Raw genomic sequence first — 24,297 nt, forward strand, 5'->3', positions numbered from 1 at the left:
GCGCAAACATGAACAAAATCATCAATTTCTCGTTAAAAAATAAGTTCGCAGTTTGGCTACTAACCATTATTGTTACTATTGCGGGGATCTACTCTGGACTCAATATGAAGCTGGAAACAATTCCTGATATTACAACACCGATTGTGACAGTAACTACGGTCTATCCTGGTGCTACACCAGAAGAAGTAGCTGATAAAGTTTCAAAGCCGATGGAAGAACAACTACAAAATTTAAGCGGTGTTAACGTTGTGAGTTCATCATCTTTTCAAAACGCATCTTCTATTCAAGTAGAATACGATTTTGACAAAAATATGGAAAAAGCAGAAACAGAAATTAAAGAAGCTCTCACAAATGTAAAACTCCCAGAAGGTGTTAAAGATCCTAAAGTTTCACGAGTAAACTTCAATGCTTTTCCCGTTATTTCGTTAAGCGTAGCAAGCAAGAATGAATCTTTAGCTACTTTAACTGAAAATGTAGAAAAAAATGTTGTACCGGGATTAAAAGGACTTGATGGTGTTGCATCTGTTCAAATTGCTGGTCAACAAGTAGATGAAGTACAGCTCATCTTTAAGAAAGATAAAATGAAAGAACTAGGACTAAGTGAAGATACTGTAAAAAATGTGATTAAAGGATCGGATGTATCTTTACCACTTGGCTTATACACATTTAAAGACACGGAAAAATCAGTTGTTGTAGATGGCAATATTACAACGATTAAAGCATTAAAAGAACTTAAAATCCCAGCTATACCTTCCTCACCTAACGGTCAAGGTAGTCAAAATGCTGGCGCTGGTGCACAAACGCCACAAATGAATCCAGCCGCTATGAACGGGATTCCAACAGTTACATTAGATGAAATTGCTGACATTAAAGAAGTTGGGAAAGCAGAATCCATTTCTCGAACAAATGGAAAAGAAGCAATTGGAATTCAAATTGTGAAGGCCTCTGATGCAAATACAGTTGATGTTGTAAATGCAGTAAAAGATAAAGTAAAAGAACTTGAGAAAAAGTATAAAGACTTAGAGATTATTTCAACATTCGATCAAGGTGCACCTATTGAAAAATCAGTAGAAACAATGCTGAGCAAAGCAATTTTCGGTGCTATCTTTGCGATCGTTATTATTATGCTGTTCCTACGAAATATTCGAACAACGTTAATCTCTGTCGTTTCAATACCACTTTCTTTATTAATTGCTGTTTTAGTCATAAAGCAAATGGATATTACGCTTAACATTATGACACTTGGAGCAATGACCGTTGCTATAGGCCGCGTTGTCGATGACTCAATTGTTGTTATTGAAAATATTTACCGCCGTATGTCGTTATCAGAAGAGAAATTGCGCGGAAAAGATTTAATTCGTGAAGCTACGAAAGAAATGTTTATCCCAATTATGTCTTCTACCATCGTAACAATTGCTGTATTTTTACCACTTGGACTAGTAAAAGGTATGATTGGTGAAATGTTCTTACCATTCGCCTTAACTATCGTCTTCGCTTTATTAGCATCATTACTAGTAGCAGTTACAATCGTACCGATGCTAGCTCACTCTTTATTTAAGAAAGAGAGTATGAGGGAAAAAGAAGTACATCATGAAGAAAAACCAAGTAAATTAGCAAATGGGTATAAACGCATACTTGCATGGGCTTTAAATCACAAAATTATTACATCAAGTATCGCTGTCCTTCTATTAGTTGGTAGTCTTGCACTTGTACCAGTTATCGGTGTAAGTTTCTTACCTTCTGAAGAAGAAAAAATGATTATCGCAACATACAATCCTGAACCAGGTCAAACGTTAGAAGACGTTGAAAAAATTGCAACAAAAGCTGAGAAGCACTTCCAAAATAATAAAGACGTCAAAACAATTCAGTTCTCATTAGGTGGAGAGAATCCAATGAGTCCTGGTCAATCAAACCAAGCAATGTTCTTCGTGCAATATGATAACGACACGAAAAACTTTGAAAAAGAGAAAGAACAAGTCGTTAAAGATTTACAGAAGATGTCTGGCAAAGGCGAATGGAAAAACCAAGACTTCGGAGCAAGTGGCGGTAGTAACGAAATTAAACTATACGTTTACGGAGATAGCTCAGAAGACATTAAGCCTGTCGTAAAAGATATTCAAAATATCATGAAGAAAAATAAAGACTTAAAAGATATAGATTCTAGTATTGCAAAAACATATGCAGAGTACACTTTAGTCGCAGATCAAGAAAAGCTGAGTAAAATGGGCTTAACGGCTGCTCAAATTGGAATGGGACTTTCTAATCAACATGATCGCCCTGTTCTGACAACAATTAAAAAAGACGGTAAAGATATCAATGTATATGTAGAAGCTGAAAAACAAAATTATGAAACAATCGATGACTTAACAAATCGTAAAATTACAACACCACTTGGTAATGAAGTGGCTGTGAAAGATGTTATGACTGTAAAAGAAGGTGAAACTTCGAATACAGTGAAACACCGCGATGGCCGTGTTTATGCAGAAGTAAGTGCAAAACTAACATCTGATGACGTTTCAAAAGCATCTGCCGCTGTTCAAAAAGAAGTAGATAAAATGGATCTTCCTTCTGGCGTAGATGTTTCTATGGGCGGCGTTACAAAAGATATTGAAGAATCATTTAAGCAACTTGGCTTAGCGATGTTAGCTGCGATTGCCATTGTATACTTCGTTCTTGTCGTTACATTTGGCGGTGCCCTTGCACCATTCGCAATTTTATTCTCGCTACCATTTACGATTATCGGAGCTCTTGTTGCCTTATTAATCTCCGGTGAAACATTAAGTGTGTCTGCAATGATTGGGGCGCTTATGTTAATCGGTATCGTTGTAACAAACGCAATCGTGCTTATCGACCGCGTTATTCATAAAGAAAATGAAGGACTATCAACACGTGAAGCTTTATTAGAAGCTGGTGCAACACGCCTTCGTCCAATTTTAATGACTGCAATTGCAACAATTGGTGCTCTTATCCCGCTTGCATTAGGATTTGAAGGTAGTGGCTTAATTTCTAAAGGACTTGGTGTAACGGTAATTGGTGGATTAACAAGTTCAACGTTATTAACACTTCTTATTGTTCCAATCGTTTATGAAGTATTAAGCAAATTTAAAAAGAAAAAAACAAAATAACAAAAAATAACCTCGCTAACTGCGAGGTTATTTTTTATTTCCAAACAAGACTAGAAAATCACCATAGCCTTCTTTCTCTAATTCCTCTTTTGGAATAAATCGAAGGGCTGCAGAATTAATGCAGTAACGAAGGCCATTTGGTCCTGGACCGTCTGGAAATACATGCCCAAGATGTGAATCTCCTTCCTTACTTCTCACTTCTGTACGCGTCATATTATGACTCACATCCATCTTTTCTTTCACACTTGCTGACATAACTGGTTTTGTAAAACTAGGCCATCCACATCCACTATCAAATTTGTCTAGAGAAGTAAATAGCGGCTCACCTGAAACGATGTCTACATAAAGACCTTCCTCTTTATGGTTCCAATACTCATTTCGAAATGGTGGTTCTGTACCATTTTCCTGCGTTACATAAAACTGCATCTCATTGAGTTTTTCTTTTAAATGAGCATTATCCTTTGGCCAATGTTGCTTAATAAAAGCATCTCGTCCTGAGCCTTTACGATATAACTCATAGCGGAATGTGTTTTTCTTATGATATCCTTGGTGATATTCTTCAGCTGGATAAAATGTAGCTGCTGGTAGTATTTTTGTCGCAATTGGTTTTGAAAAGCGCCCACTCTGCTCAAGTTCTTCTTTTGAGGCTTCTGCTTTTTTATGTTGTTCTTCATTATGATAAAAAATCACTGTTTCATAAGACTGTCCGCGGTCGTGGAATTGTCCTCCAATATCGGTCGGATCAATTTGTCTCCAATATATATTTAACAATTCCTCATACGACATTTTATTTGCATCAAATGTAATTTGTACCGCTTCATAATGTCCTGTTGTTTCTGAGCACACTTCTTTATACGTTGGGTCCTCTTTATGACCGCCTGTATAACCTGAAATAACCTGTATAATGCCCTCCATCTCTTCAAATGGAGAAACCATACACCAGAAACACCCTCCAGCAAATGTAGCTAACTCTACCTTTTCATTTACAGCCATTACTTCACCCCTATTCTATATTCTCCTTACAGTATGGCATAAGAAACATAATGTTATAAAAGAAAAAGCATCGAACATCGATGCTTTTTCTTACTTCACTTTATTTTTTCCAACATCCTTCTCCATTTCATCACTTGTCACGTCTAAAACATCTAGTAAGAAAATGAAGATTGGAATACCGATAATCAGTCCCCATACACCTAAGAAGTGCTCTGAGAAAATTAATACCATAAAAGTATAGAAAATCGGTAAATTTGTTTTTTGCGACATAAACTTCGGATTTAATACGTAACTTTCAAGCGCATGAATCACTGTTACGATAACTAAAATATAAACAACGTACATAATACCGCCAATATTGTAAGCAATCATACAAAGTGGGAATAACGAAATGATAACCCCCGCTACTGGAATTAATCCAAGCAAGAAAATCATTAATGCTAAACCTAATAATTGCGGGAATCCTAATATCCATAATGCGATAACTGAAAGAACACAGTTAACAACAGCAATTAAAAATTGTGCTTCGATTACCTTTCCAAATGAACGTGCAAATTTCTTTCCGAAGTACTCAATTTCAGTATAGAAAATTGCAAGCCTGCTTTCTTTAAACTTTGCAGTAAAACCAACAATACGAGATTTTTCTAATAAGAAAAACAAACTCAAAATTAAAGAAAGTAAAACCTGAAGGCCAAATTTACCAACATTCGTAATCGATTTATACAAAATGTCTACGCCTTGTCCTACATATTTAGAAAGCTCCATATGATTGACAGCATTAACTGCATACTTAATTAGTTCACTATCTGGTGGGTTTCTTAAAAATACATTGAATTGGTAAATCAGTTGTGAAATTTGTATCGTCAATACTGGTAAATATTTAAATAGCGTAATAGCAATTCCACCAATTAACATTACATATAGAAATGCTATAATAATTTTTCGATTAATAGGCATGAAATGATCTAATTTGCGGGAAATAAACTTTTGGAATCGATCCATTAAATACGTGAGAATAAACGTAATTAATATTAAATTCAACATACTTTGCAGCCCGTATAACACGAGAGCAAGTATTACTAATACGAGTAACCTCTGAAATCCTTTACTTTGAAACAGGTTTTTTATTTGCATAATCGACGAATACTCTCTCCTGTCCTATAAACTAAAACGTTAATAAGTAGATTTCTCTCTCTTTTCTACTTTTAATTATTCATTCATATTAAGATTTTTATAAACTCATTATATGCCTACCTTAACAGGTATATAGTAGCTTACTTCTTATTTTACAATACAATGACCTAATTCAAAACGTATTCTACATAGTATTAATGAAGATTTAAGGAAACTTATATTTTTTTAAATAGGTCTTACCACTACTGTAACATAAAAAGCAAGCTATCAGTAGAAATCTGTCCTACAAATAGCTTGCTTTTCTTGTTTTTTAAGTAAGTTTTACTATCCAATGAATGGTATGAACATTGGGATGACAACTACTGTTACAACCCCAACTACTGTTACAGCAATACTTGCCATCGCTGCCTCTACCTCACCCATTTCAATTCCTACCGCAACTCCTAATGCATGACCCGCTGTTCCAAGTGCTAAACCTTTTGCAATCGGATGTTTCACTCTAAATGTTTTTAAGAATAATGCTCCTAATGCGTATACGATAACTGCGTTGAAAATAACTGCAAACGATGTAATTGCTGGAATACCACCAATACTTTCTGAAATTGGTAACGCAATTGCTGTTGTTGCTGCTTGTGGTAGCATTGAATTCATTACTGCTGTATCTAAACCGATTGCTTTTGCAACAATGAACACGACAATTACTGAGCAAATAGATCCAACCACGATAGCTGATAAAATTTGCCACCAATATTTTTTCAACTTATCAACTTGTTTATAGAGTGGGATAGCAAATGCAATTGTTGCTGGCTCTAAGAAGAAACTAATCATTTTTCCGCCAGTATTATATTCTTCAAAAGTAAAGTTACCTACCTTTAGAAAGACAATCCCTAATACCATCGCTACGAATAATGGTGTAAATAGGAAGAACCCTTTTGAATGCTTGAATAATAATGTTCCGATTCCGTATGCGATTAATGAAACGACGATTCCGAAATATGGAGTCATTGTGCTTGCCATGTTCATTACCTCCTAACAATATATAAATGCAATGGTTACGCAACCTTTCCGTGCTTGCGTCCTTTATTTACTACTTTCAATTCTTTTGTATCTTCTGTTTCTTTTTCATCTTTTCCTAAAATAAATTGTGCAAATAACCCTGTTACAGCAAGTAAAATAACTGTTGCTACAACAATTACAGTTAAAATTTGTACAAAGTATTGCCCCATTACACCAAGAGAATTAATAACTGAAATACCTGATGGGACGAATAAGAATCCAATAATACCTGTTAAAGCTGTTCCGAGTGATTCAACTTGCTCCAATTTAATAACTTTTAAACATAATAGACTAAATAAAATAACTAACCCGATTACCGATGAAGGCATTGGAATTGGTAAATGTGTTGCAATAATATTAGAAATTAACATAATAGCTGAGAATATGAATGCTTGTGATAAGAAACTATATACTTTTTTCGTACTCATTTTGGCCACCTCTTTCGATTTGGTACCTTTATTGTATAGGATACAAACGTATAAGTAAGCGTTTACATAACAGAACGTCAAATATACAGAATCAGTTACAAATATAAAAGGATGAAATACAAAAGCTGCTTCTTAAATACGAAGCAGCTTCTTGAGTTCTTTTGCATATGTACGGCTAACAGGTACTTTCGATCCTTCTTTCATGATTAAATTATAAGTAGAATTAAACCATGGCTGAATTTCAGTAATATGATTAATATTCGCAATAAAGCTACGGTGTACGCGCATGAAGCTTGCTTGTGGTAACTTCTTCTCTAAAATTACAAGTGTATCATGTGTTACATACGTTTCCCTCGTTGTTTTTACTGTTACTTTCCCATCTACAAGCCCTACATATATAATATCTTCAATATTCACAAGTACGATTGATTCTTCAATTGGTAATGCTAATTTATGCATCTCTGCTGTTACATCTGTCCCCTTTATTTCGTGCTTCGTTTCTATTTGCGCTTGTTTTTGTTTTTTATACTTCTTTAATGTCTGCACAATACGCTCTTCATCAAATGGTTTTAAAATGTAGTCTAACGCATCTACTTCAAATGCTTGCAGCGCATATTGATCATAGGCAGTAGCAAATACAATTGCAGGTGGATTTTTCATCTTCTTTAATATATTCGCGATTTCAAATCCGTTATCATCGGATAATTGAATATCTAAAAACACAATATCTGGTCTACTTTGCATTAGTTCTTCTAATGCGTCTTCCACACAATCAGCCTCACCAATTATCTCAACTTCTTTCGTTCTCTCTAATAAATACTTTAGTTCATCACGTGCTAACATTTCATCGTCAACTACTAATACTTTTAACACCCGGCTCTTCCTCCCCTACTTTTTTTGGAATAATAAAGGTAATCTCCGTCCCTTTATTTAATTCACTTTCAATATGAAGCATCGTTTCTTTCCCAAATAACCCAATAAGACGTTCATTAATATTATATAAAGCTGTTCCAGTCCCTTTCTTTGACGAAACTACCATCTTTCCTAATTGTTCTAAACGTTCTTCCTCAATTCCCTGTCCATTATCTTTTACTTCAAAGTGAACCATACCCTCTTTTTCAAAAACATGCACTTCCACTTCGCATACTGGTTGCTTCTTCGGAAAAGCATGTCGCAATGCATTTTCAACCAATAGTTGAAGAACAAATGGTGGTACTAAAGTTGTCTTTAGCTCATCTTCAATATACATCTTTACCTCATACTTATTTGGGAACCTTGCTTGTTCTAGTGATAAGTATGCCTGTACATGGTTTAATTCTTGTTCTAGTGGAATCAATAACTGACGTGCCCCTTGCAAATTACAACGGAAATATACGCTAAGCTGTAATAATAACTTCCTTGCTTTTTCTACATCTGTTCGACATAAAGCTGATACTGTATTAATCGCATTAAATAAAAAGTGTGGGTTAATTTGCGCTTGTAATGCTTTTATCTCCGCATCTTGAAGTAATTTACTTTGCAACTCAGCTTCTCCTAACTCTAACTGCGTGGAGAATATTTTTGCTAACCCTTCTGCTAATTCCTCTTCCACACGACTTAACTGGTTAGGATTTTTGAAATAGAGTTTTAATGTCCCTATCGTATTTCCATGCGAAGTTAGTGGAATTACAATCGCCGCTTGCAAAGGGCAGCCTTCATGTTGACAATTAATAACCTCACGTGATTTCGCTTTCATTATTTTCCCTGTGTTTAACACTTCTTTCGACAAACCGGTTATTAAACTATGTGAAGGAATATGGTGATCTGATGCTAATCCAACATGAGCTAATATTTTCTCTGTATCTGTTAAGGATACCGCATCTGTTCCTGTAAAACGGTGAATAATTTGTGCCACATGCTTACATGATTCTTCTGTTAAGCCTTGGCGGAAATACGGTAACGTTTTATCTGCGATACGTAATACTTTATGGGTCTGAAGTGCCTTTGCATTCTCCTCCTGACGCAAAATAGCTTGTATCATAGAAAGTAAAATAAAACTTCCAAAACTATTTACAAGAATCATTGGTATCGCTATTGTTTTCACAACGCTAATTCCATCCTCTATAATTAATAAAATCATTAGCATTTCTAAAGATACGATAAAAACACTTAAAACTGCTGAAAACTTAGGAGTAATTGTACGATTATATTTTTTGAAAATATATCCAATATAACCAGTTATAATCCCCGCTAAAATAGAAGAGATTGCGCAGCTTAGCGCTGTCGTACCACCAAGCATATAACGATGAATACCAGCAATAAATCCTACTCCAACCCCTACGATAGGGCCACCAAGTAAGCCGCTAATACCGACACCCATAATACGCGTATTCGCAATTGTACTTGACGAAGAAACACCCTGTAACCAGTTTTCATTCATAATCGTATTTCCTGCTATTTCAATCCCAGTGTAATTGCTTACAATTGTAAATACCGAAAAAATACAAATAAGCTTCAGCTTATCTACATAGCCATCCTGTTTATGAAGGAGGCGTCTGAAAGTTTTAATATGAGAGAGTAAAAATCCTAAAATAACTATAAGTCCGACTCGTTCAATCATCATGAGTACTAAATTTAGCATCTTTGATTCATTCCTTTTTATTTAGTTAGTTTTATTATGGGAAAATAATGAAGTCGGCGTCAAGAAGGACGAAATATTTTTTGAAATATTTTACACATAATAACTTCCTCTTTATTTGACAATACAATAGAAGAGTGCTAAAAATAAAGTAATATAATACAGTCCTTTAACCCAACCCCGTGAGGTTGAGAAGGAAGTCGGAATATAATATACGTATGTTCTTTTTGGGGGATACGTATGCTTTTTTGGCCTTCTCATCATATCAGGTGAGAAGGCCTTTTGTTATTCTTCCATAGCGACTGTAGAAAATAAGGAGGAGTAATAATGAACGTCACTACTGATGTACAACAAATAACAGCGGAGACGAAAGCGAAAAGATATAAAACATTATTTGGTTCTGCGCTAGGATATGCAGCAGAAGGTTTAGATATGTTGCTATTATCTTTCGTACTTGTCTATATTTTAAAAGAGTTTCACTTAAGTCCTGTTGAAGGTGGAAACTTAACATTAGCTACCACAATAGGGATGTTAATTGGTTCTTATTTATTTGGATTTATTGCTGATTTATTTGGCCGTATTCGTACAATGGCCTTCACAATCTTACTGTTTTCACTAGCAACCGCACTCATTTATTTCGCAACAGACTACTGGCAATTATTAATTCTGCGCTTTTTAGTTGGAATGGGAGTTGGTGGTGAATTCGGAATCGGAATGGCCATCGTAACAGAAACCTGGTCTAAAGAAATGCGAGCTAAAGCGACATCTGTTGTTGCACTTGGATGGCAATTTGGTGTACTGATTGCTTCACTCCTTCCAGCATTTATTGTCCCACACTTTGGATGGAGAGCCGTTTTCTTATTTGGATTAATTCCAGCTTTACTAGCTGTCTATGTCCGTAAAAGTTTAAGTGAACCGAAAATATGGGAGCAAAAACAACGCTACAAAAAGGAACTGTTGCAAAAAGAAGCTACAGGTAAATTAACAACTACTGAAGCAGAACAACTAAAACATATAAAAAAATTCCCACTTCGAAAGTTATTTGCCAATAAAAAAGTAACAATTACAACAATTGGTCTTATTATTATGTCGTTTATCCAAAACTTCGGATATTACGGAATCTTCACATGGATGCCCACTATTTTAGCAAATAAATATAACTATACATTAGCAAAAGCAAGTGGCTGGATGTTCATTTCTACCATCGGTATGCTAATTGGAATTGCAATCTTTGGTATTCTAGCTGATAAAATTGGTCGCCGTAAAACTTTTGCAATCTATTATATTGGCGGTACAGTATACTGTCTCATTTACTTCTTCTTATTCACAGATTCAACATTATTATTATGGGGAAGTGCATTGCTTGGATTCTTTGCAAATGGAATGATGGGAGGATTTGGAGCAATTTTAGCTGAAAACTATCCTGCTGAAGCTCGCTCTACCGCTGAAAACTTTATTTTCGGTACAGGACGTGGGTTAGCTGGATTTGGGCCTGTTATTATTGGCTTACTCGCTACAGGTGGCAACCTACTTGGAGCAATGTCCTTGATTTTTATCATCTACCCAATCGGGTTAATTACAATGCTACTATGTGTACCAGAAACAAAGGGAAAAGTATTAGATTAAACGTAAAAGAGGAAGCATCTCATTTAAGATGCTTCCTCTTTTACGTTTTTATTTATTTTGATTTACTAGCCTTCTGAAATAAGAATGCAGTTTTATCTTCTTCTTTTACAATACCTTGTTTTAATGCTAATTCTCCCGCAACTTTAGGCGCTAACCATAGCATTGGGAATAACAAAATTGATACCGGAACTGCCGTCACCACGATAAACGATTGTAGCGCATTAATACTTCCTTCACCCATATATAAAAGAATTGCTGCAACTGCGCCCATAATAAGCGACCAAAAAATTCGCAAACTAATTCTAGGATCTCCGTCTCCAGTCACTGCCATTGAAATGGAATACGCCATTGAATCCCCTGTTGTTACTACAAATAAAATTGTTAATAAAAGAAATGCTGGTCCAATAATATTAGAAAGTGGCAATTGTCCTGTAATTGCAATCATAGCTGCCGGCATACCAGATTCACTTAATGCGTCCGAGATAGACCCAGGATTCATCAACTCATAAAACACGCCTGATCCACCTAATATAGTAAACCAAAACGTTGTAATAATAGGTGCGATAATTCCAATTGCAACGATGATTTCTCGAATCGTTCTCCCTCTTGAAATTCGACTCACTAAAATTGCCATCATTGGTCCGTATCCAATAAACCATCCCCAGAAAAAGATTGTCCAAGATCCTAACCAACTTGCATCACCACGGTATGTGCTCATCGGTATAAATTCATTTACATAAAATCCAAACGAAGAAACAAACGAATCAATAATAAATCCACCTGGCCCAAATAGTAATATGAATGCCATTAATACAATTGCTAATCTAACATTTAAATTACTTATAATTTGAATCCCTTTATCAATACCTGTTACTGCCGATATGGTAGACACGGCCACCACACAAACAATAATTGCTAATTGAGTAGTAAACACATCAGAAATTCCAAATAATTCTTGTAATCCATAACTTGCTTGTAAACCTAAAAATCCAATTGGGCCAATTGTACCTGCAGCTACTGCAATAATTGAAGCTGCATCAATTATCGTTCCAAGCAGGCTCTTTCTTAATTTTTCCCCAAAAATAGGATATAAAAGCGTTCGAGGTTTTAGCGGCATATCTTTATGATAATGTCCATACATCATAACTACCGCACTAATTGTACCTAAAATCGTCCATGCTAAAAATCCCCAATGCATATAACTTTGTGCTAAAGCAGGCATGACTGCTTCTTTCGTTCCAGCAGATATACCATCATGTATTGGTGGCACCGTCATCAAATGATACATTGGCTCTGCTGCTGCCCAAAAAACGCCACCTCCGGCAAGTAATGTAGACATAATAATAGCAAGCCATTTTGCCGTACTAATCTCAGGTTTTTCTAATCCTCCAAGCTTAACTCTCCCATATTTGGAGAACGCCATACACATCGCAACAATAAATGTACCTAATAATAAAATTTGCCAGAAGGCACCGAAATATTTAATTGAAAAAGCGAAACTTTTATTAATCGCACTCTCTACATAATCCTTGTTCAAAAAAACTGCAATTACAAATAATAAAAGTGAACCACCACTAATAATAAATACAGGCCAATCAGTTTTTCGACTCTTCATCCTCATTTACACTTCCTCCTTCCTCAGCAATCTAAAAAAACAACTTTATTATGTTTTATTGTTTAAAACCAAAACACAATAATTATATATGCATAACATTTTATCGACTTCCCACATACTTATGTTGTCCCTAAAAATATGCCAAATCCCTTATTAAAAAGAAAGAATCTCTTCCTCTTACATAAAAAAGCAAAACAAAAGACCTTATATTTCTATAAGGTCTTCGAAACAGAAATTTGATTATAACATAAGGAACTCCTTGGTTCAAAAAGCCTCTTCCAAAAATAACCGAGAGTAAAGGCTTCCATTTGCTACATAACAGTAATTAAAAAAAATTATATTTCACAGAAAAAACCTACACTAAATATCATTTATGAAAGAAATTTGGCTTCAAAATTTCATTCGGATACGGTTTATGATAAATGTGGGTGGTAGCTGGAGATAATGGTGGAATAAGCCATACCCAATTACCTGTTACAACACGACCACAAGCAGCTTCTTGCTTCTCAAATTGCTGAAATTGTTGTGCAGCAGTATGGTGATCAACAATACTAACTCCTTGTTTTTTAAAGGAGTGTAGTACGGCAATATTTAACTCAATTAGCGCCTTATCTTTCCATAAGGTACCGTTTCTCGATGTATCTAAATCCATCATCTCCGCAACAGCCGGAAGTAAATTATAACGATCATGATCTGCTAAGTTGCGCGCCCCAATTTCTGTTCCCATATACCATCCATTGAACGGAGCGGCTGTATAAGAAATACCGCCAATTTCTAAACGCATATCTGAAATCATTGGAACACCATACCATTTTACTCCAAGTGATGAAATAGGGTATTCCGGGTGTTCAATTGGCACTTCTTTTACTTCTTCTCTCGGAATTTCTTTATATATAGGCGCTTTTCCATCTATAGAAAACACAAGTGGCAATACATCGTAATTCGTACCTTCTCCTTGCCAACCAAGCTCCTGACAAAAGTCCGTAAATGTAGCGGAATGAGAATCACCAATCACTCCCGTTTCTGTTTTATATCCTGCATATCGAATCAATTGGTGATTATAAATTCTTATATTATTTTCTTCACCTTGATATTGCTTAAAAATCGTAATGGTTGGTTTAACTTTTCCGTCGTTCGTTGCATATTTAATATGATGAATTAATGCATTATATACACCCTCTTCATCATTTACTTCGCGCGCATCTAATATGTGCATCTTACTCCAAAATAGTCTTCCAATACATCTATTACTGTTACGCCATGCCATTCGTGAACCATGAACAAGTTCTTCAAATGTATGCTCATATGTCCCTGTCTTCTCTATCTCAATTTGAATTTCTTTTATACGTTCTTCTATCAATTGTTCTTTATGAAGCTCCTTATAACAAATCGTAATAAAATTACTTGCTTCCTCTATTAATTGTTTCGTTTTACTCATAAACAATCTCCTTCTATTTCAACAAAACCCTGCTACTTTACAGTATAAGCAAAAAGGATAGGAGTCACAAATGAAAGTGAGAGTGTTACTTTTATTGTAATATTTTTCAGAAAATTAATGGAATTACTATTGACTTATATGGAAAATGGGTGTATTTTTGACTCAGGTAAAGTATTTTTACCTAGACCAACTTTTTAAGTCGAAAGGAGGGAATGTTATGTCTTCATTTCAATTGCCAAAGCTTTCATATGACTATGATGAACTAGAGCCACATATTGATAGCAATACACTTGCCATTCATCATGGAAAGCACCATGCGACATACGTAAACAATTTAAATGCTACTTTAGAAAATTATACTGAATTACATAATAAATCTTTAGAAGAATTGCTATGTAATTTAGATGCTTTACCGAAGGAAATTGTTACAGCTGTACGAAATAACGGTGGTGGTCACTATTGTCATAGTCTTTTTTGGGAAGTGATGAGCCCACGAGGTGGCGGTGAGCCTAATGGAGACGTTGCAAAAGTAATTGATTATTATTTCAATACCTTTGACAACTTAAAAGATCAACTTTCCAAAGCAGCTATTAGTCGTTTTGGAAGTGGCTATGGATGGCTTGTTCTTGACGGTGAGGAACTCTCTGTTATGAGTACACCAAATCAAGATACGCCTTTGCAAGAAGGGAAAATCCCCTTACTCGTAATTGATGTATGGGAACATGCTTATTATTTAAAGTATCAAAATAGGCGCCCAGAGTTTGTTACCAACTGGTGGCATACAGTAAACTGGGACCAAGTAAACGAGAAGTATTTACAAGCAATTCAATCACAAAAACATTAGTCGTACGTATAAGGTAAATTTGGTAATGTAAAATCAGTATTGTCGAAATCCTCCAGAATCCCCCGGATTGCCACCGGGGGATTTATGATTACTTCATTGTATTTATATAATGTTTTAAAATATTTTTCATTTCTAGTTTCAGCTCTCGGAACAAAAATCCGAATTCACGAGCCTTTCCATTATGTAACGTACAGTTAGTTACCTCATTATAAGGAGCTATATTTCCCCCAGCTTTCTGAATGAGTGCTTTTATTCCTGTCTTCTCTTCTATGAAATGAATAATTTCTTCCATAGAAACTACTCCGTTACTACAGGCGTTAATTGGTCCTCTCACATTTGCCATTCCGCACCAAGCTAGAAACTCTCCTGCCTCTTTTTCATGTATAAATGACAAAGTTCCATCTACATGATCCACAACGATAGGTTTTTGGTTCACAATACATTCAACGTAAAATTGTAACCTTTTCGTATAATCATTTTCTCCAATAACAACTGGAAAACGCACTGCAACGACCGGGAATGTTTCATGTTGAAATACAACGGCTTCAGCTAATCTCTTTCCTTCACCATAATTGAAGTCATTCCTATCTCCATACGCGATTGCATACTCGTACGGATTAAAGTCTTCTTCTGATAAGCTTAGGGCAGGTTCATAGACGGCCATTGAAGATGTCATAACATATTTCTTCGTTTTCCCTCGTAACACTTCACATATTACCTTCGCTGCATTCGAGCTATAGCATAAATTATCGTATACAATATCATAACTTTTATCTCCTAGACGCTCTGCTAGTTGTTTTTCATCTTCCCTATCTACAATAAGTCTTTTTACTCTACTGCCAAAAGAATCTTCCGTAATTCCTCTCGTCGCAATCGTTACATCGTGCCCCTCTTGCAAAAGTGCTTCTACTAAATGTTTACCAAAAAATCTTGTTCCCCCTAGCACCAATACTTTTTTCAACTTCATCATCCCCACTTTAGCAAATTGTAAAATACTACCTCTCTATTATAAGTGCTAACATATAAAAAGCATGGAATTCGTTTAACGATTCCATGCCTTTATACAGATAATATATTAACGTACTCGATATTTATAAATACAATAACAGAAGTATAAAATAGAAATTACAGATACATAAACCCATAATTCATATACGAATCCCTCTCCCCACACTCCCATAAAATAAAAGAGTGAAGGTAAAGTCAATGTTACCCATGATTGTACGAAGGCAATCCTTCCAAGATATTGATTAATGTTCTTCTTTTGTGTATTTAATACAAAGAATAAATACCAAAGTAATGCCCACATAAACCACGTTAACGCATTAACAACATCATGGAATTGAACAAATGAAACAACCATATAGAATAAGGCTATAATTGCTACCCAAATACAAAACCATCCTAGACCACTACTATCCATTCCTTTTATAAAAGTAACACCTACATATAAATAAGTTAATCCAAATAAGAAAGTAGCCGCATATGAATACACTGTCCAATTGCTTTGGTCAGAAATCATAATCAAATAAAACGGAATAATAATTTGTAGTGCACCCACAAATAAATTAAAAACACCCGCACTTTTCATCTCTGCTTTCCCTAATATAACAAGACTATTTAAAAATAAAGCTGCTCCTGAAAGTAATAATCCTACATAACCCATATATATTCGTGTGAAAATCTTTACCTTTCACACTTTTAACCTCCCCACACTATAAAATGATACTTATATTATTTTTCTTCCCATTTAAAACTACATACATAATTTTTCACCTAAATAAGTCAGACCTCCTACCTCAAAAAAAGGAGTGAACTTAAAACGCTTTCAATAATAAATAATCCTATCAAAACATGAACTAGGATTCCTTGATTATAAACGTACTCTAGCAATGATACAAGTGTTGGAATACATTTCAATAATACGCTTTCAATTCCCATAAAAAATTAATAAAATAATACATTACTCTATCTCATTCTACTACCTTCTAGCATAAGATATTGTAAAATCATATCATTTAAAACAGCGAACGTTCTTTTCTAGGTTCGCTAATAAACTTAGTAGAAAATGAATATAAAAAATGACCTCTTGCTTTTATGCAAAGGTCATTTTTTTATATTCATCCTTAAACTTCTAAATAGCCATTTTTATTATTTGATTGCCATTTCCAAGAGTCAGCACACATTTCTTCTAATCCGCGTGTTGCCTCCCAGCCTAATTCACGCTTTGCTTTCGATGCATCAGCAAAACATACTGCCACATCACCTGGGCGACGCTCTGTAATTTTATAAGGAACTTTCTTGCCTGAAACTTTTTCAAACGCTTCAACCATCTCTAGTACACTATAGCCCATGCCTGTGCCCAGGTTATAAGCATCTACTCCTGTTGTACTCAGTACTTTCTCAAGCGCCTTTACGTGACCATTTGCTAAGTCCACAACATGGATGTAATCACGGACTCCTGTTCCATCTTTCGTTGGATAGTCATTTCCGAATACGCTTAATTCTTTTAACTTACCTACCGCTACTTGCGTTACATATGGCATTAAGTTATTTGGGATTCCATTTGGATCTTCTCCGATACGCCCACTTTCGTGTGCACCAAATGGATTGAAATAGCGAAGTAATGCGATACTCCATTCTGCATCTGCAAATGCTACATCACGCATAATTTGCTCAATCATTAATTTCGTTTGACCATATGGATTTGTTGCACTTAATGGAAACTCCTCCGTAATCGGTGACGTTTCCGGGATACCATATACAGTTGCAGATGAACTAAAGATTATCTTCTTTACATTATGTTTCTGCATTACTTCACATAGCACTAACGTGCTTGTAATGTTGTTATGATAATATGTTAATGGAATCGCTACTGACTCCCCTACAGCTTTAAATCCTGCAAAGTGAATAACTGCTTCAATTGAATTTTCTTCAAAAATTGCGTCAAGCGCTTCGCGATTTAAAACATCTTCTTTATAAAACTTAAATTGTTTTCCTGTTATTTCTTTTACTCGATTTATAGATTCTACCGAGCTATTCGAAAGATTATCCACTACTATAACTTCGTAACCGCTATTTAGTAATTCTACACATGTATGACTACCAATATATCCTGCTCCACCTGTTACAAGTATTGCCATAATTATAGTCCTCCATATTTCATTCATTATAAACTTCTCAAAGTATATCACATATTTCTTATCCTATGTTTAACATGCGAACACAGAAACTTACATTTTATCCCATAATAATTTTATAACATATACGATTCTAATTAGGTAATAAAAAAACGCCACATAATTTTTATTATGTGGCGTTTTTTTATTAAATTACGTAACAATATACACTTAGAAAATGCGCAAGACTACCTAATAATACAAAAACATGAAAAATTTCATGATGCCCCATATATTTAAACTCTAACCATTTTGGCTTTGTTCCATAAATAAATCCACCAATTGTATAAAAAATGCCCCCAAGTACTAAGAAAATAATGCCTCCTGTACTTAAATTCTCAGCTAACGGTGCAAAGAATAAAACAATTAACCAACCCATCGTAATATAAATTGCTGTCGATAACCATCTTGGACAATTAAACCAAAACATTTTAAATACAATGCCACAAATCGCAGTTGCATAGACTAAACAAAATAATAGTAAACCACTTGCTGAATTTAATGTAATTAAGCAAAAGGGTGCATATGTACCTGCAATTAATATAAAAATCATAGAATGATCTAGCTTCCTAAAGAAGTAAATAACACGTTCATTGGCCACAACACTATGATATACAGCTGACGCCGTATAAAGGACCATCATTCCAATACCAAATAAAATAACAGCTGTAATTGCGGCAAATGATGGCATCTTGATAGAAACTTTCACAAGCATAGCTAATAACGCAATAAATGATAATATCGCTCCACCTAAGTGAGTAAATGCATTAACTGGTTCCCTTACATAAGCATTCATAATAACACCCCTCATATAATTACATGTAGTTTTGATAACTACATGTAATTATATACACATTTCTTTTTAAGGTCAACATTTACAATTCATTTGTTTCGTAATACCATATTTAAAGATATATTAAACATTAAGTTCCACTAAGTTATAAAAGTGAGGGATTCTACGTGGAAAATATAAATGAATTACTTAAGACATTACATTTAGAAAAAAACATTAAACTTGAGGATATTCCAAATGTTGACTTATATGTAGACCAAGTTGTCCAACTATTTGAGAATACTTATGCAGATACAACGAGAACTGATGATGAAAAAGTATTAACAAAAACGATGATTAATAATTACGCAAAAGGTAAACTATTCATCCCTATCAAAAATAAAAAGTATTCAAAAGAGCATATGATTTTAATTAGCCTAATTTATCAATTAAAGGGAGCTCTCTCCATTAACGACATAAAAAGTTCATTAGAAACTATAAATGACTCCTTATTAAATGATGATTCATTCGAATTAAATACGTTATACAAAAATTATCTTGCTCTTACTGAAAGCAATGTCGAAAGCTTTAAACAAGACGTAAATAACCGTGTTACAGAAGTAAATGAGATTTCTTCCTTAGAAGATACAAAGCTAGAAAAATTTCTACTACTAACATCCTTCGTCACTATGAGTAATATGTATAGACGTTTAGCGGAGCAACTAGTGGATGATTTAAAAGAATCATAAATAAAAAACTATCCACCTATTAAAGTGGATAGTTTTTTATTTACTTAATTGCTTCATGAACTTTTAGTTGTTTCCCTTTAATCGTTGTAGTCTTCATGACTTTCAAGACAAGTGGTCCTTTTCCATTTAATATTTCAACGTAAGAAACATTATCTTGTATCGTAATAATACCTATATCTTCTGCTGTAACACCTTTAATTTTAGCAATTGTACCGACGAAATCTACCGCCCTAATTTTCTTTTTCTTCCCGCCATTAAAGTACAGCTTCATAATGCCTTTGTTGATATCTGCATTTTTATCTTTCTTTATAATTGGTTTAGCATGTATCTTTTCTTCAAATGCAGCTTTCTCTTTCATAACTTCTTCTTTTGAAGGTCCAATTGCCTTTGGAATTTCAAATCCAATATACTCCTCAATCTCTTCTAAAAATCTATTTTCATATGGTGTTATAAATGTAATAGCTTTTCCACTATTTCCAGCTCGTCCCGTTCTTCCAGTACGATGTACATAGCTTTCTTTTTCAAGTGGAATATCATAATTAATAACATGTGTAATATTATCAATATCAATTCCTCTCGCAGCTACATCTGTGGCTACTAAATAACGGAATTTTCCTTTTCTAAAATCATCCATGACTTCAAAACGATCTTCTTGTACCATACCACCATGTATTTTGTCACAAGGATAGTTAGCTCGTTTTAATTGTCTATATACATGATCTACATTTTCTTGTGTACGACAGAAAATAATACAGCTATCAGGATTCTCAATCGTTGTTACATCTTTAAGTAGTGAAAGCTTCTCGTCTTCTATCACCTCAAAAAGAGTATGTTCAATTTTATCCGTCGTAATCCCAGCTGCTTTAATTTCAATATGAATTGGTGAATTCATATATGTACGAGACAATTTCTCAACATCTTCTGGAAGTGTTGCTGAAAATAACATCGTCATTCTTTTTGTAGGTAATTCATCAATAATTGCCTCTACTTGATCGATAAAGCCCATATTTAGCATCTCATCTGCTTCATCAATAACTAAATACTTCAAACACTCTAAAGAAAGGGTACCCTTCTCAATATGATCCAACACACGACCAGGAGTACCAACTACAATATGTGTCTTTTGCTTTAATTCTAATTTTTGACGTGCAAATGGAGATTTCCCATAAACTGCCGCAGCCTTAATCCTTTTGAATCGACCTATATTTGTAATATCTTCTTTTACCTGTACCGCAAGCTCTCTCGTTGGTGTTAAAACTAATGCTTGTGGTTTATTCTCTTCCCACTCCACCATTTCACAAAGTGGAATACCAAATGAAGCTGTTTTTCCACTTCCAGTCTGGGACTTCACAACAAGATCCTTCTTTTGTAATGCAACTGGAATAACCTCACCTTGTACTTCTGTTGGATGATCATACCCTAACCCAGTAAGTGCCCTTACAATTTCCTTACTTAATTTATAATCAGAAAAACTTTTTTTACTCATATATTAACCTCATTTTATTCTGTATTATTTTCTTTTTTATCTTTTGTATACGTTACTATCACCCTACTTATTATACTTGAAACCTCACATAAAAAGGTGAATCATGCCAGATTCATCTTTTTATATAGAAACAAACCTTTTCATTTCATATATTGTTCAACTACTTGATAACATCTTTTGCTTGCATTGTTAGCATTAACCTTTTCATAGTATCCTACATCCACTCCAAAAAAATAAAAAGAATACATACAACCTTGTGTAATTATCTTAATTTTTCAACCTTTTTCATAAACGAACAATAAAAATAAAAAAACGTTTTAAATTCGTTTTTAACGTTGTTTTTCAGGTATAAAATCTACTTTTTCAAAAAATGTTAAGAAATTCTTTGACTTCTTAATAAAAATAATGTAAATTATCCTATGGACGAACATTTTTAATTAATAAAAATAAAATATTCGTATTTTAGGGGTGTAAATGATGGAAAACGTATTCGACTATGAAGATATTCAATTAATTCCTGCAAAATGTATTGTAAATAGCCGCTCTGAATGTGATACAACTGTCACTTTAGGAAAACATAAATTTAAATTACCTGTCGTACCTGCAAATATGCAAACGATTATTGATGAAAGAATTGCAACTTATTTAGCTGAGAACAACTACTTTTATATCATGCATCGTTTCCAACCAGAGAAACGAATCTCATTCATTAGAGATATGCAATCACGTGGATTAATCGCTTCTATCAGCGTTGGTGTAAAAGAAGACGAATATGAATTCGTACAACAATTAGCTGCTGAGCAACTGACACCTGAATATATCACGATTGATATCGCACACGGTCATTCTAATGCTGTGATCAACATGATTCAACATATTAAAAAACATTTACCAGAGAGCTTCGTTATCGCTGGAAACGTTGGAACTCCAGAAGCGGTAAGAGAATTAGAAAATGCTGGTGCCGATGCAACAAAAGTTGGTATTGGACCTGGTAAAGTTTGTATTACTAAAATTAAAACAGGCTTCGGAACTGGTGGTTGGCAGCTAGCTGCACTTCGCTGGTGTGCAAAAGCTGCAAGTAAGCCAATTATCGCTGATGGTGGTATTCGTACACACGGCGACGTAGCTAAATCTATTCGATTTGGGGCAACTATGGTCATGATCGGTTCTCTATTCGCTGGTCACGAAGAGTCTCCAGGGGAAACAATTGAAAGAGATGGCAAACTTTATAAAGAATACTTCGGTTCTGCTTCTGAATTCCAAAAGGGTGAGAAGAAAAACGTTGAAGGTAAGAAAATGTTCGTTGAGCATAAAGGTTCTTTAGAAGATACGTTAATCGAAATGGAACAAGATCTTCAATCTTCTATCTCTTACGCTGGTGGAACAAAATTAGATGCTATTCGTACTGTAGATTATGTTGTCGTGAAAAACTCGATTTTCAATGGTGACAAAGTATATTAATTCTTAAATTAACTTGAAGGACAAGTATTTTCATGCTTGTCCTTCTTTTTTGTATATAAAAATGAAAAAAAATTTAATTTAACTGAATTTTTTATCATTATATTTTTAGATAGTCTTAAGAAGGAGTATATACGACTTGAAAAATGTAATAGAAAATCGTCTTAATTGCGCAGAGGTACCTGCTGAACTAACATGGGATTTATCCGATTTGTATAATTCTGATGCCGAATAGCATACTGCATTAAACGCATTGGAAAATGATATACAGAAACTTGATTCATTTAAAGGACATTTACATACTAGCTCCCATACTTTATTAAATTGCCTACTTTTAGAAGAAGAACTTTTAATGACGTTAACAAAACTGTACTCATATGCAAATTTAAAAGAATCTACTGATCGTACAAATCCAAGTATTCAAGCGAACTCTTCCAAAATTGCTGCTTTATGGACGAAAGTACATACTGCACTATCCTTTATTCATAATGAAATCCTCTCATTCGGCGAAGGAACAATTGAAAAATATTTAACTGAAGAAACAAAACTTGAACCTTTCCGTAAATCGTTACTAGAAATACTACAAAAAAGGCAGCACACACTGCATCCACTGCAGTAGCTCAAATGATTAAAGAGGAAGGACAACCTGCTATTGATCGCTGGTGGTACAATGAAACATGCCTGAGTAGATATGTCAAAACCAGATGCAATCCGTAAAGCTGTTTCTTACGTTGGTTCATTAATTGATAAATTAGAGCATTCTTATCAAGTATAAAAAATAAACCCTCGCTTTATGAGGGCTTATTTCATATTTACTTCCCAAACCGTTTGCGATATCCACATTTCCTGCAAAGTTCTTCAACCGCAACTCTTTTCGAAAATCCATCGACAATGTTTGTTGCTCTTTCACCTTCGATAATGTTAGAAAATGAATCATTATTAATATTCCCAAGGTTAATAATCCCTTCACCATCTAAACAACAAGGAATAACTGTTCCATTCGCTAAAATACCCGCTTGATTACGAAGTCCATGACAGAATCCTTTCCCATCATCCTCTTCTTCATGTAATGCTGGCCACTGGAATTCATAGTCTTGATTAATAAAGACACGTTCTGCAATTTTTATACCTTTTCCTGGTGTAAGCTTCTCTTCAATTTGATAAGATAGATCAAATTCATTTTCAATTATAGATAATAACTCTCTATTTTTCTGGATTTCAGCATTCGTTTTATTATCCTGAGTTAAATTCCATAACCTTAACGATACAATTAAATCTGATTGACTTGTCGCTTCCCTAATGAAGGAAAGTATACTCCTTACATAGCCCTCTTTATCTTGCGAACCTGGATGTCCATCAAAACTATGCAGTGAAAAATTCATTTGTCTTAACGCAGGCTTATTTAACAGCCTATGTCTTCTCTTATTAATTAACGTTCCGTTCGTTGTAATATTAACTTTAAACCCTTTTTCATGACTTAAGTCTAATAGTTGATCTATTTTCGGGTGGAGCAACGGCTCACCCTTCACGTGCAAATAAATGTAGTCTGTGTGAGGTTTAATTTGGTCTAATCTTTTAGCAAAATCCTCCACAGAAATGAATTGCTTCTGCCTTTCCGTCGGCGGACAAAAGCTACACGCAAGATTACATACACTCGTAATCTCCAAGTAAAACTTCTTAAACTTCTTCACCTTTAATTCCTCACTTCTCTAACTACTTATACTTTTTCCTCTTCATATTACAGCATATTTTTATGGAAATAGAAACATACTTATTT

General features: G+C 34.5%; 19 protein-coding genes and 1 pseudogene. 6 read left to right on the forward strand and 14 right to left on the reverse strand.

All coding sequences use genetic code 11. From position 1 onward, the window contains the following. Nucleotides 1-8 precede the first annotated feature (8 nt). The gene (locus AC22L0_RS23190) at nt 9-3,125 is read left to right on the forward strand and encodes an efflux RND transporter permease subunit (protein WP_001033487.1); all 3,117 of its coding nucleotides are present in this window, start codon (nt 9-11) and stop codon (nt 3,123-3,125) included. Nucleotides 3,126-3,152: 27 nt separating this feature from the next. Here the strand turns inward: AC22L0_RS23190 and msrB are convergent, their stop codons facing one another. The 6 genes from msrB to lytS all read right to left on the reverse strand — a co-directional run bounded on the left by msrB (nt 3,153) and on the right by lytS (nt 9,356). Next, nucleotides 3,153-4,118, reverse strand: a complete 966-nt coding sequence (msrB, locus tag AC22L0_RS23195) for a peptide-methionine (R)-S-oxide reductase MsrB (protein ID WP_000290175.1) — start codon at nt 4,116-4,118, stop codon at nt 3,153-3,155. A 90-nt stretch (nt 4,119-4,208) separates the two neighbouring features. Further along, nucleotides 4,209-5,252, reverse strand: a complete 1,044-nt coding sequence (locus tag AC22L0_RS23200; RefSeq protein ID WP_001166010.1) for an AI-2E family transporter — start codon at nt 5,250-5,252, stop codon at nt 4,209-4,211. A gap of 324 nt (nt 5,253-5,576) precedes the next feature. Further along, entirely contained in the window at nt 5,577-6,269 is a 693-nt protein-coding gene (lrgB, locus tag AC22L0_RS23205; RefSeq protein WP_000168868.1) for an antiholin-like protein LrgB, read from the reverse strand. A 35-nt stretch (nt 6,270-6,304) separates the two neighbouring features. Further along, the gene (gene lrgA, locus AC22L0_RS23210; RefSeq protein ID WP_000104901.1) at nt 6,305-6,736 is read right to left on the reverse strand and encodes an antiholin-like murein hydrolase modulator LrgA; all 432 of its coding nucleotides are present in this window, start codon (nt 6,734-6,736) and stop codon (nt 6,305-6,307) included. A gap of 132 nt (nt 6,737-6,868) precedes the next feature. Continuing rightward, nucleotides 6,869-7,609 carry a LytR/AlgR family response regulator transcription factor gene (locus tag AC22L0_RS23215; protein ID WP_000921841.1) on the reverse strand — a complete coding sequence of 247 codons (741 nt, stop codon included), beginning with the start codon at nt 7,607-7,609 and terminating at the stop codon, nt 6,869-6,871. Beyond that, nucleotides 7,587-9,356: a two-component system sensor histidine kinase LytS gene (gene lytS / locus AC22L0_RS23220; protein ID WP_000933590.1), complete on the reverse strand. Its 1,770-nt coding sequence runs from the start codon at nt 9,354-9,356 to the stop codon at nt 7,587-7,589. The genes AC22L0_RS23215 and lytS overlap by 23 nt, the downstream gene beginning before the upstream one ends. A 324-nt stretch (nt 9,357-9,680) precedes the next feature. Here lytS and AC22L0_RS23225 point away from each other — a divergent pair, with 324 nt between their 5' ends. Further along, a complete protein-coding gene (locus tag AC22L0_RS23225; RefSeq protein ID WP_001103404.1) occupies nt 9,681-10,979 on the forward strand; it encodes an MFS transporter in 1,299 nt (432 codons plus the stop codon). A gap of 52 nt (nt 10,980-11,031) precedes the next feature. Here AC22L0_RS23225 and AC22L0_RS23230 read toward each other — a convergent pair whose 3' ends face one another. After that, a complete protein-coding gene (locus AC22L0_RS23230; RefSeq protein WP_087967122.1) occupies nt 11,032-12,600 on the reverse strand; it encodes a BCCT family transporter in 1,569 nt (522 codons plus the stop codon). A 361-nt stretch (nt 12,601-12,961) separates the two neighbouring features. Then, on the reverse strand, nt 12,962-14,032 hold the full coding sequence (locus tag AC22L0_RS23235; protein ID WP_000047625.1) for a nitric oxide synthase oxygenase: 1,071 nt from the start codon (nt 14,030-14,032) through the stop codon (nt 12,962-12,964). A 217-nt stretch (nt 14,033-14,249) separates the two neighbouring features. On the opposite strand from AC22L0_RS23235, the gene sodA reads away from it, so the two are divergent. Continuing rightward, on the forward strand, nt 14,250-14,876 hold the full coding sequence (gene sodA, locus AC22L0_RS23240) for a superoxide dismutase [Mn] (protein ID WP_000094035.1): 627 nt from the start codon (nt 14,250-14,252) through the stop codon (nt 14,874-14,876). Between the two features lie 88 nt (nt 14,877-14,964). Here the strand turns inward: sodA and AC22L0_RS23245 are convergent, their stop codons facing one another. The 4 genes from AC22L0_RS23245 to trhA all read right to left on the reverse strand — a co-directional run bounded on the left by AC22L0_RS23245 (nt 14,965) and on the right by trhA (nt 18,851). Continuing rightward, a complete protein-coding gene (locus AC22L0_RS23245; RefSeq protein ID WP_087967120.1) occupies nt 14,965-15,846 on the reverse strand; it encodes an NAD-dependent epimerase/dehydratase family protein in 882 nt (293 codons plus the stop codon). 105 nt (nt 15,847-15,951) lie between these two features. Then, a complete protein-coding gene (locus AC22L0_RS23250) occupies nt 15,952-16,542 on the reverse strand; it encodes an AmiS/UreI family transporter (RefSeq protein WP_000542569.1) in 591 nt (196 codons plus the stop codon). Between the two features lie 460 nt (nt 16,543-17,002). Continuing rightward, entirely contained in the window at nt 17,003-18,019 is a 1,017-nt protein-coding gene (galE, locus tag AC22L0_RS23255) for a UDP-glucose 4-epimerase GalE (RefSeq protein WP_000996548.1), read from the reverse strand. A gap of 184 nt (nt 18,020-18,203) precedes the next feature. Continuing rightward, nucleotides 18,204-18,851: a PAQR family membrane homeostasis protein TrhA gene (gene trhA / locus AC22L0_RS23260; protein WP_000995363.1), complete on the reverse strand. Its 648-nt coding sequence runs from the start codon at nt 18,849-18,851 to the stop codon at nt 18,204-18,206. 164 nt (nt 18,852-19,015) lie between these two features. On the opposite strand from trhA, the gene AC22L0_RS23265 reads away from it, so the two are divergent. Beyond that, nucleotides 19,016-19,576, forward strand: coding sequence for a DUF1836 domain-containing protein (locus AC22L0_RS23265; RefSeq protein ID WP_000427884.1), 561 nt, complete (start codon nt 19,016-19,018; stop codon nt 19,574-19,576). A gap of 40 nt (nt 19,577-19,616) precedes the next feature. Here the strand turns inward: AC22L0_RS23265 and AC22L0_RS23270 are convergent, their stop codons facing one another. Beyond that, nucleotides 19,617-21,062 (reverse strand): DEAD/DEAH box helicase, encoded by a 1,446-nt coding sequence (locus tag AC22L0_RS23270; protein WP_000039343.1) that lies wholly within the window; start codon nt 21,060-21,062, stop codon nt 19,617-19,619. A 477-nt stretch (nt 21,063-21,539) separates the two neighbouring features. Between AC22L0_RS23270 and guaC the strand changes: the two genes are divergently transcribed. Further along, the gene (gene guaC / locus AC22L0_RS23275; protein WP_000432447.1) at nt 21,540-22,523 is read left to right on the forward strand and encodes a GMP reductase; all 984 of its coding nucleotides are present in this window, start codon (nt 21,540-21,542) and stop codon (nt 22,521-22,523) included. Nucleotides 22,524-22,659: 136 nt separating this feature from the next. Further along, a pseudogene (locus AC22L0_RS23280) lies at nt 22,660-23,130 on the forward strand (oligoendopeptidase F); the annotation flags it as partial. A gap of 202 nt (nt 23,131-23,332) precedes the next feature. Here the strand turns inward: AC22L0_RS23280 and AC22L0_RS23285 are convergent. Further along, nucleotides 23,333-24,211, reverse strand: a complete 879-nt coding sequence (locus AC22L0_RS23285; RefSeq protein ID WP_000713633.1) for a radical SAM/SPASM domain-containing protein — start codon at nt 24,209-24,211, stop codon at nt 23,333-23,335. Nucleotides 24,212-24,297: the final 86 nt, after the last annotated feature.

It is taken from the genome of Bacillus sp. LQ01, assembly GCF_057624735.1.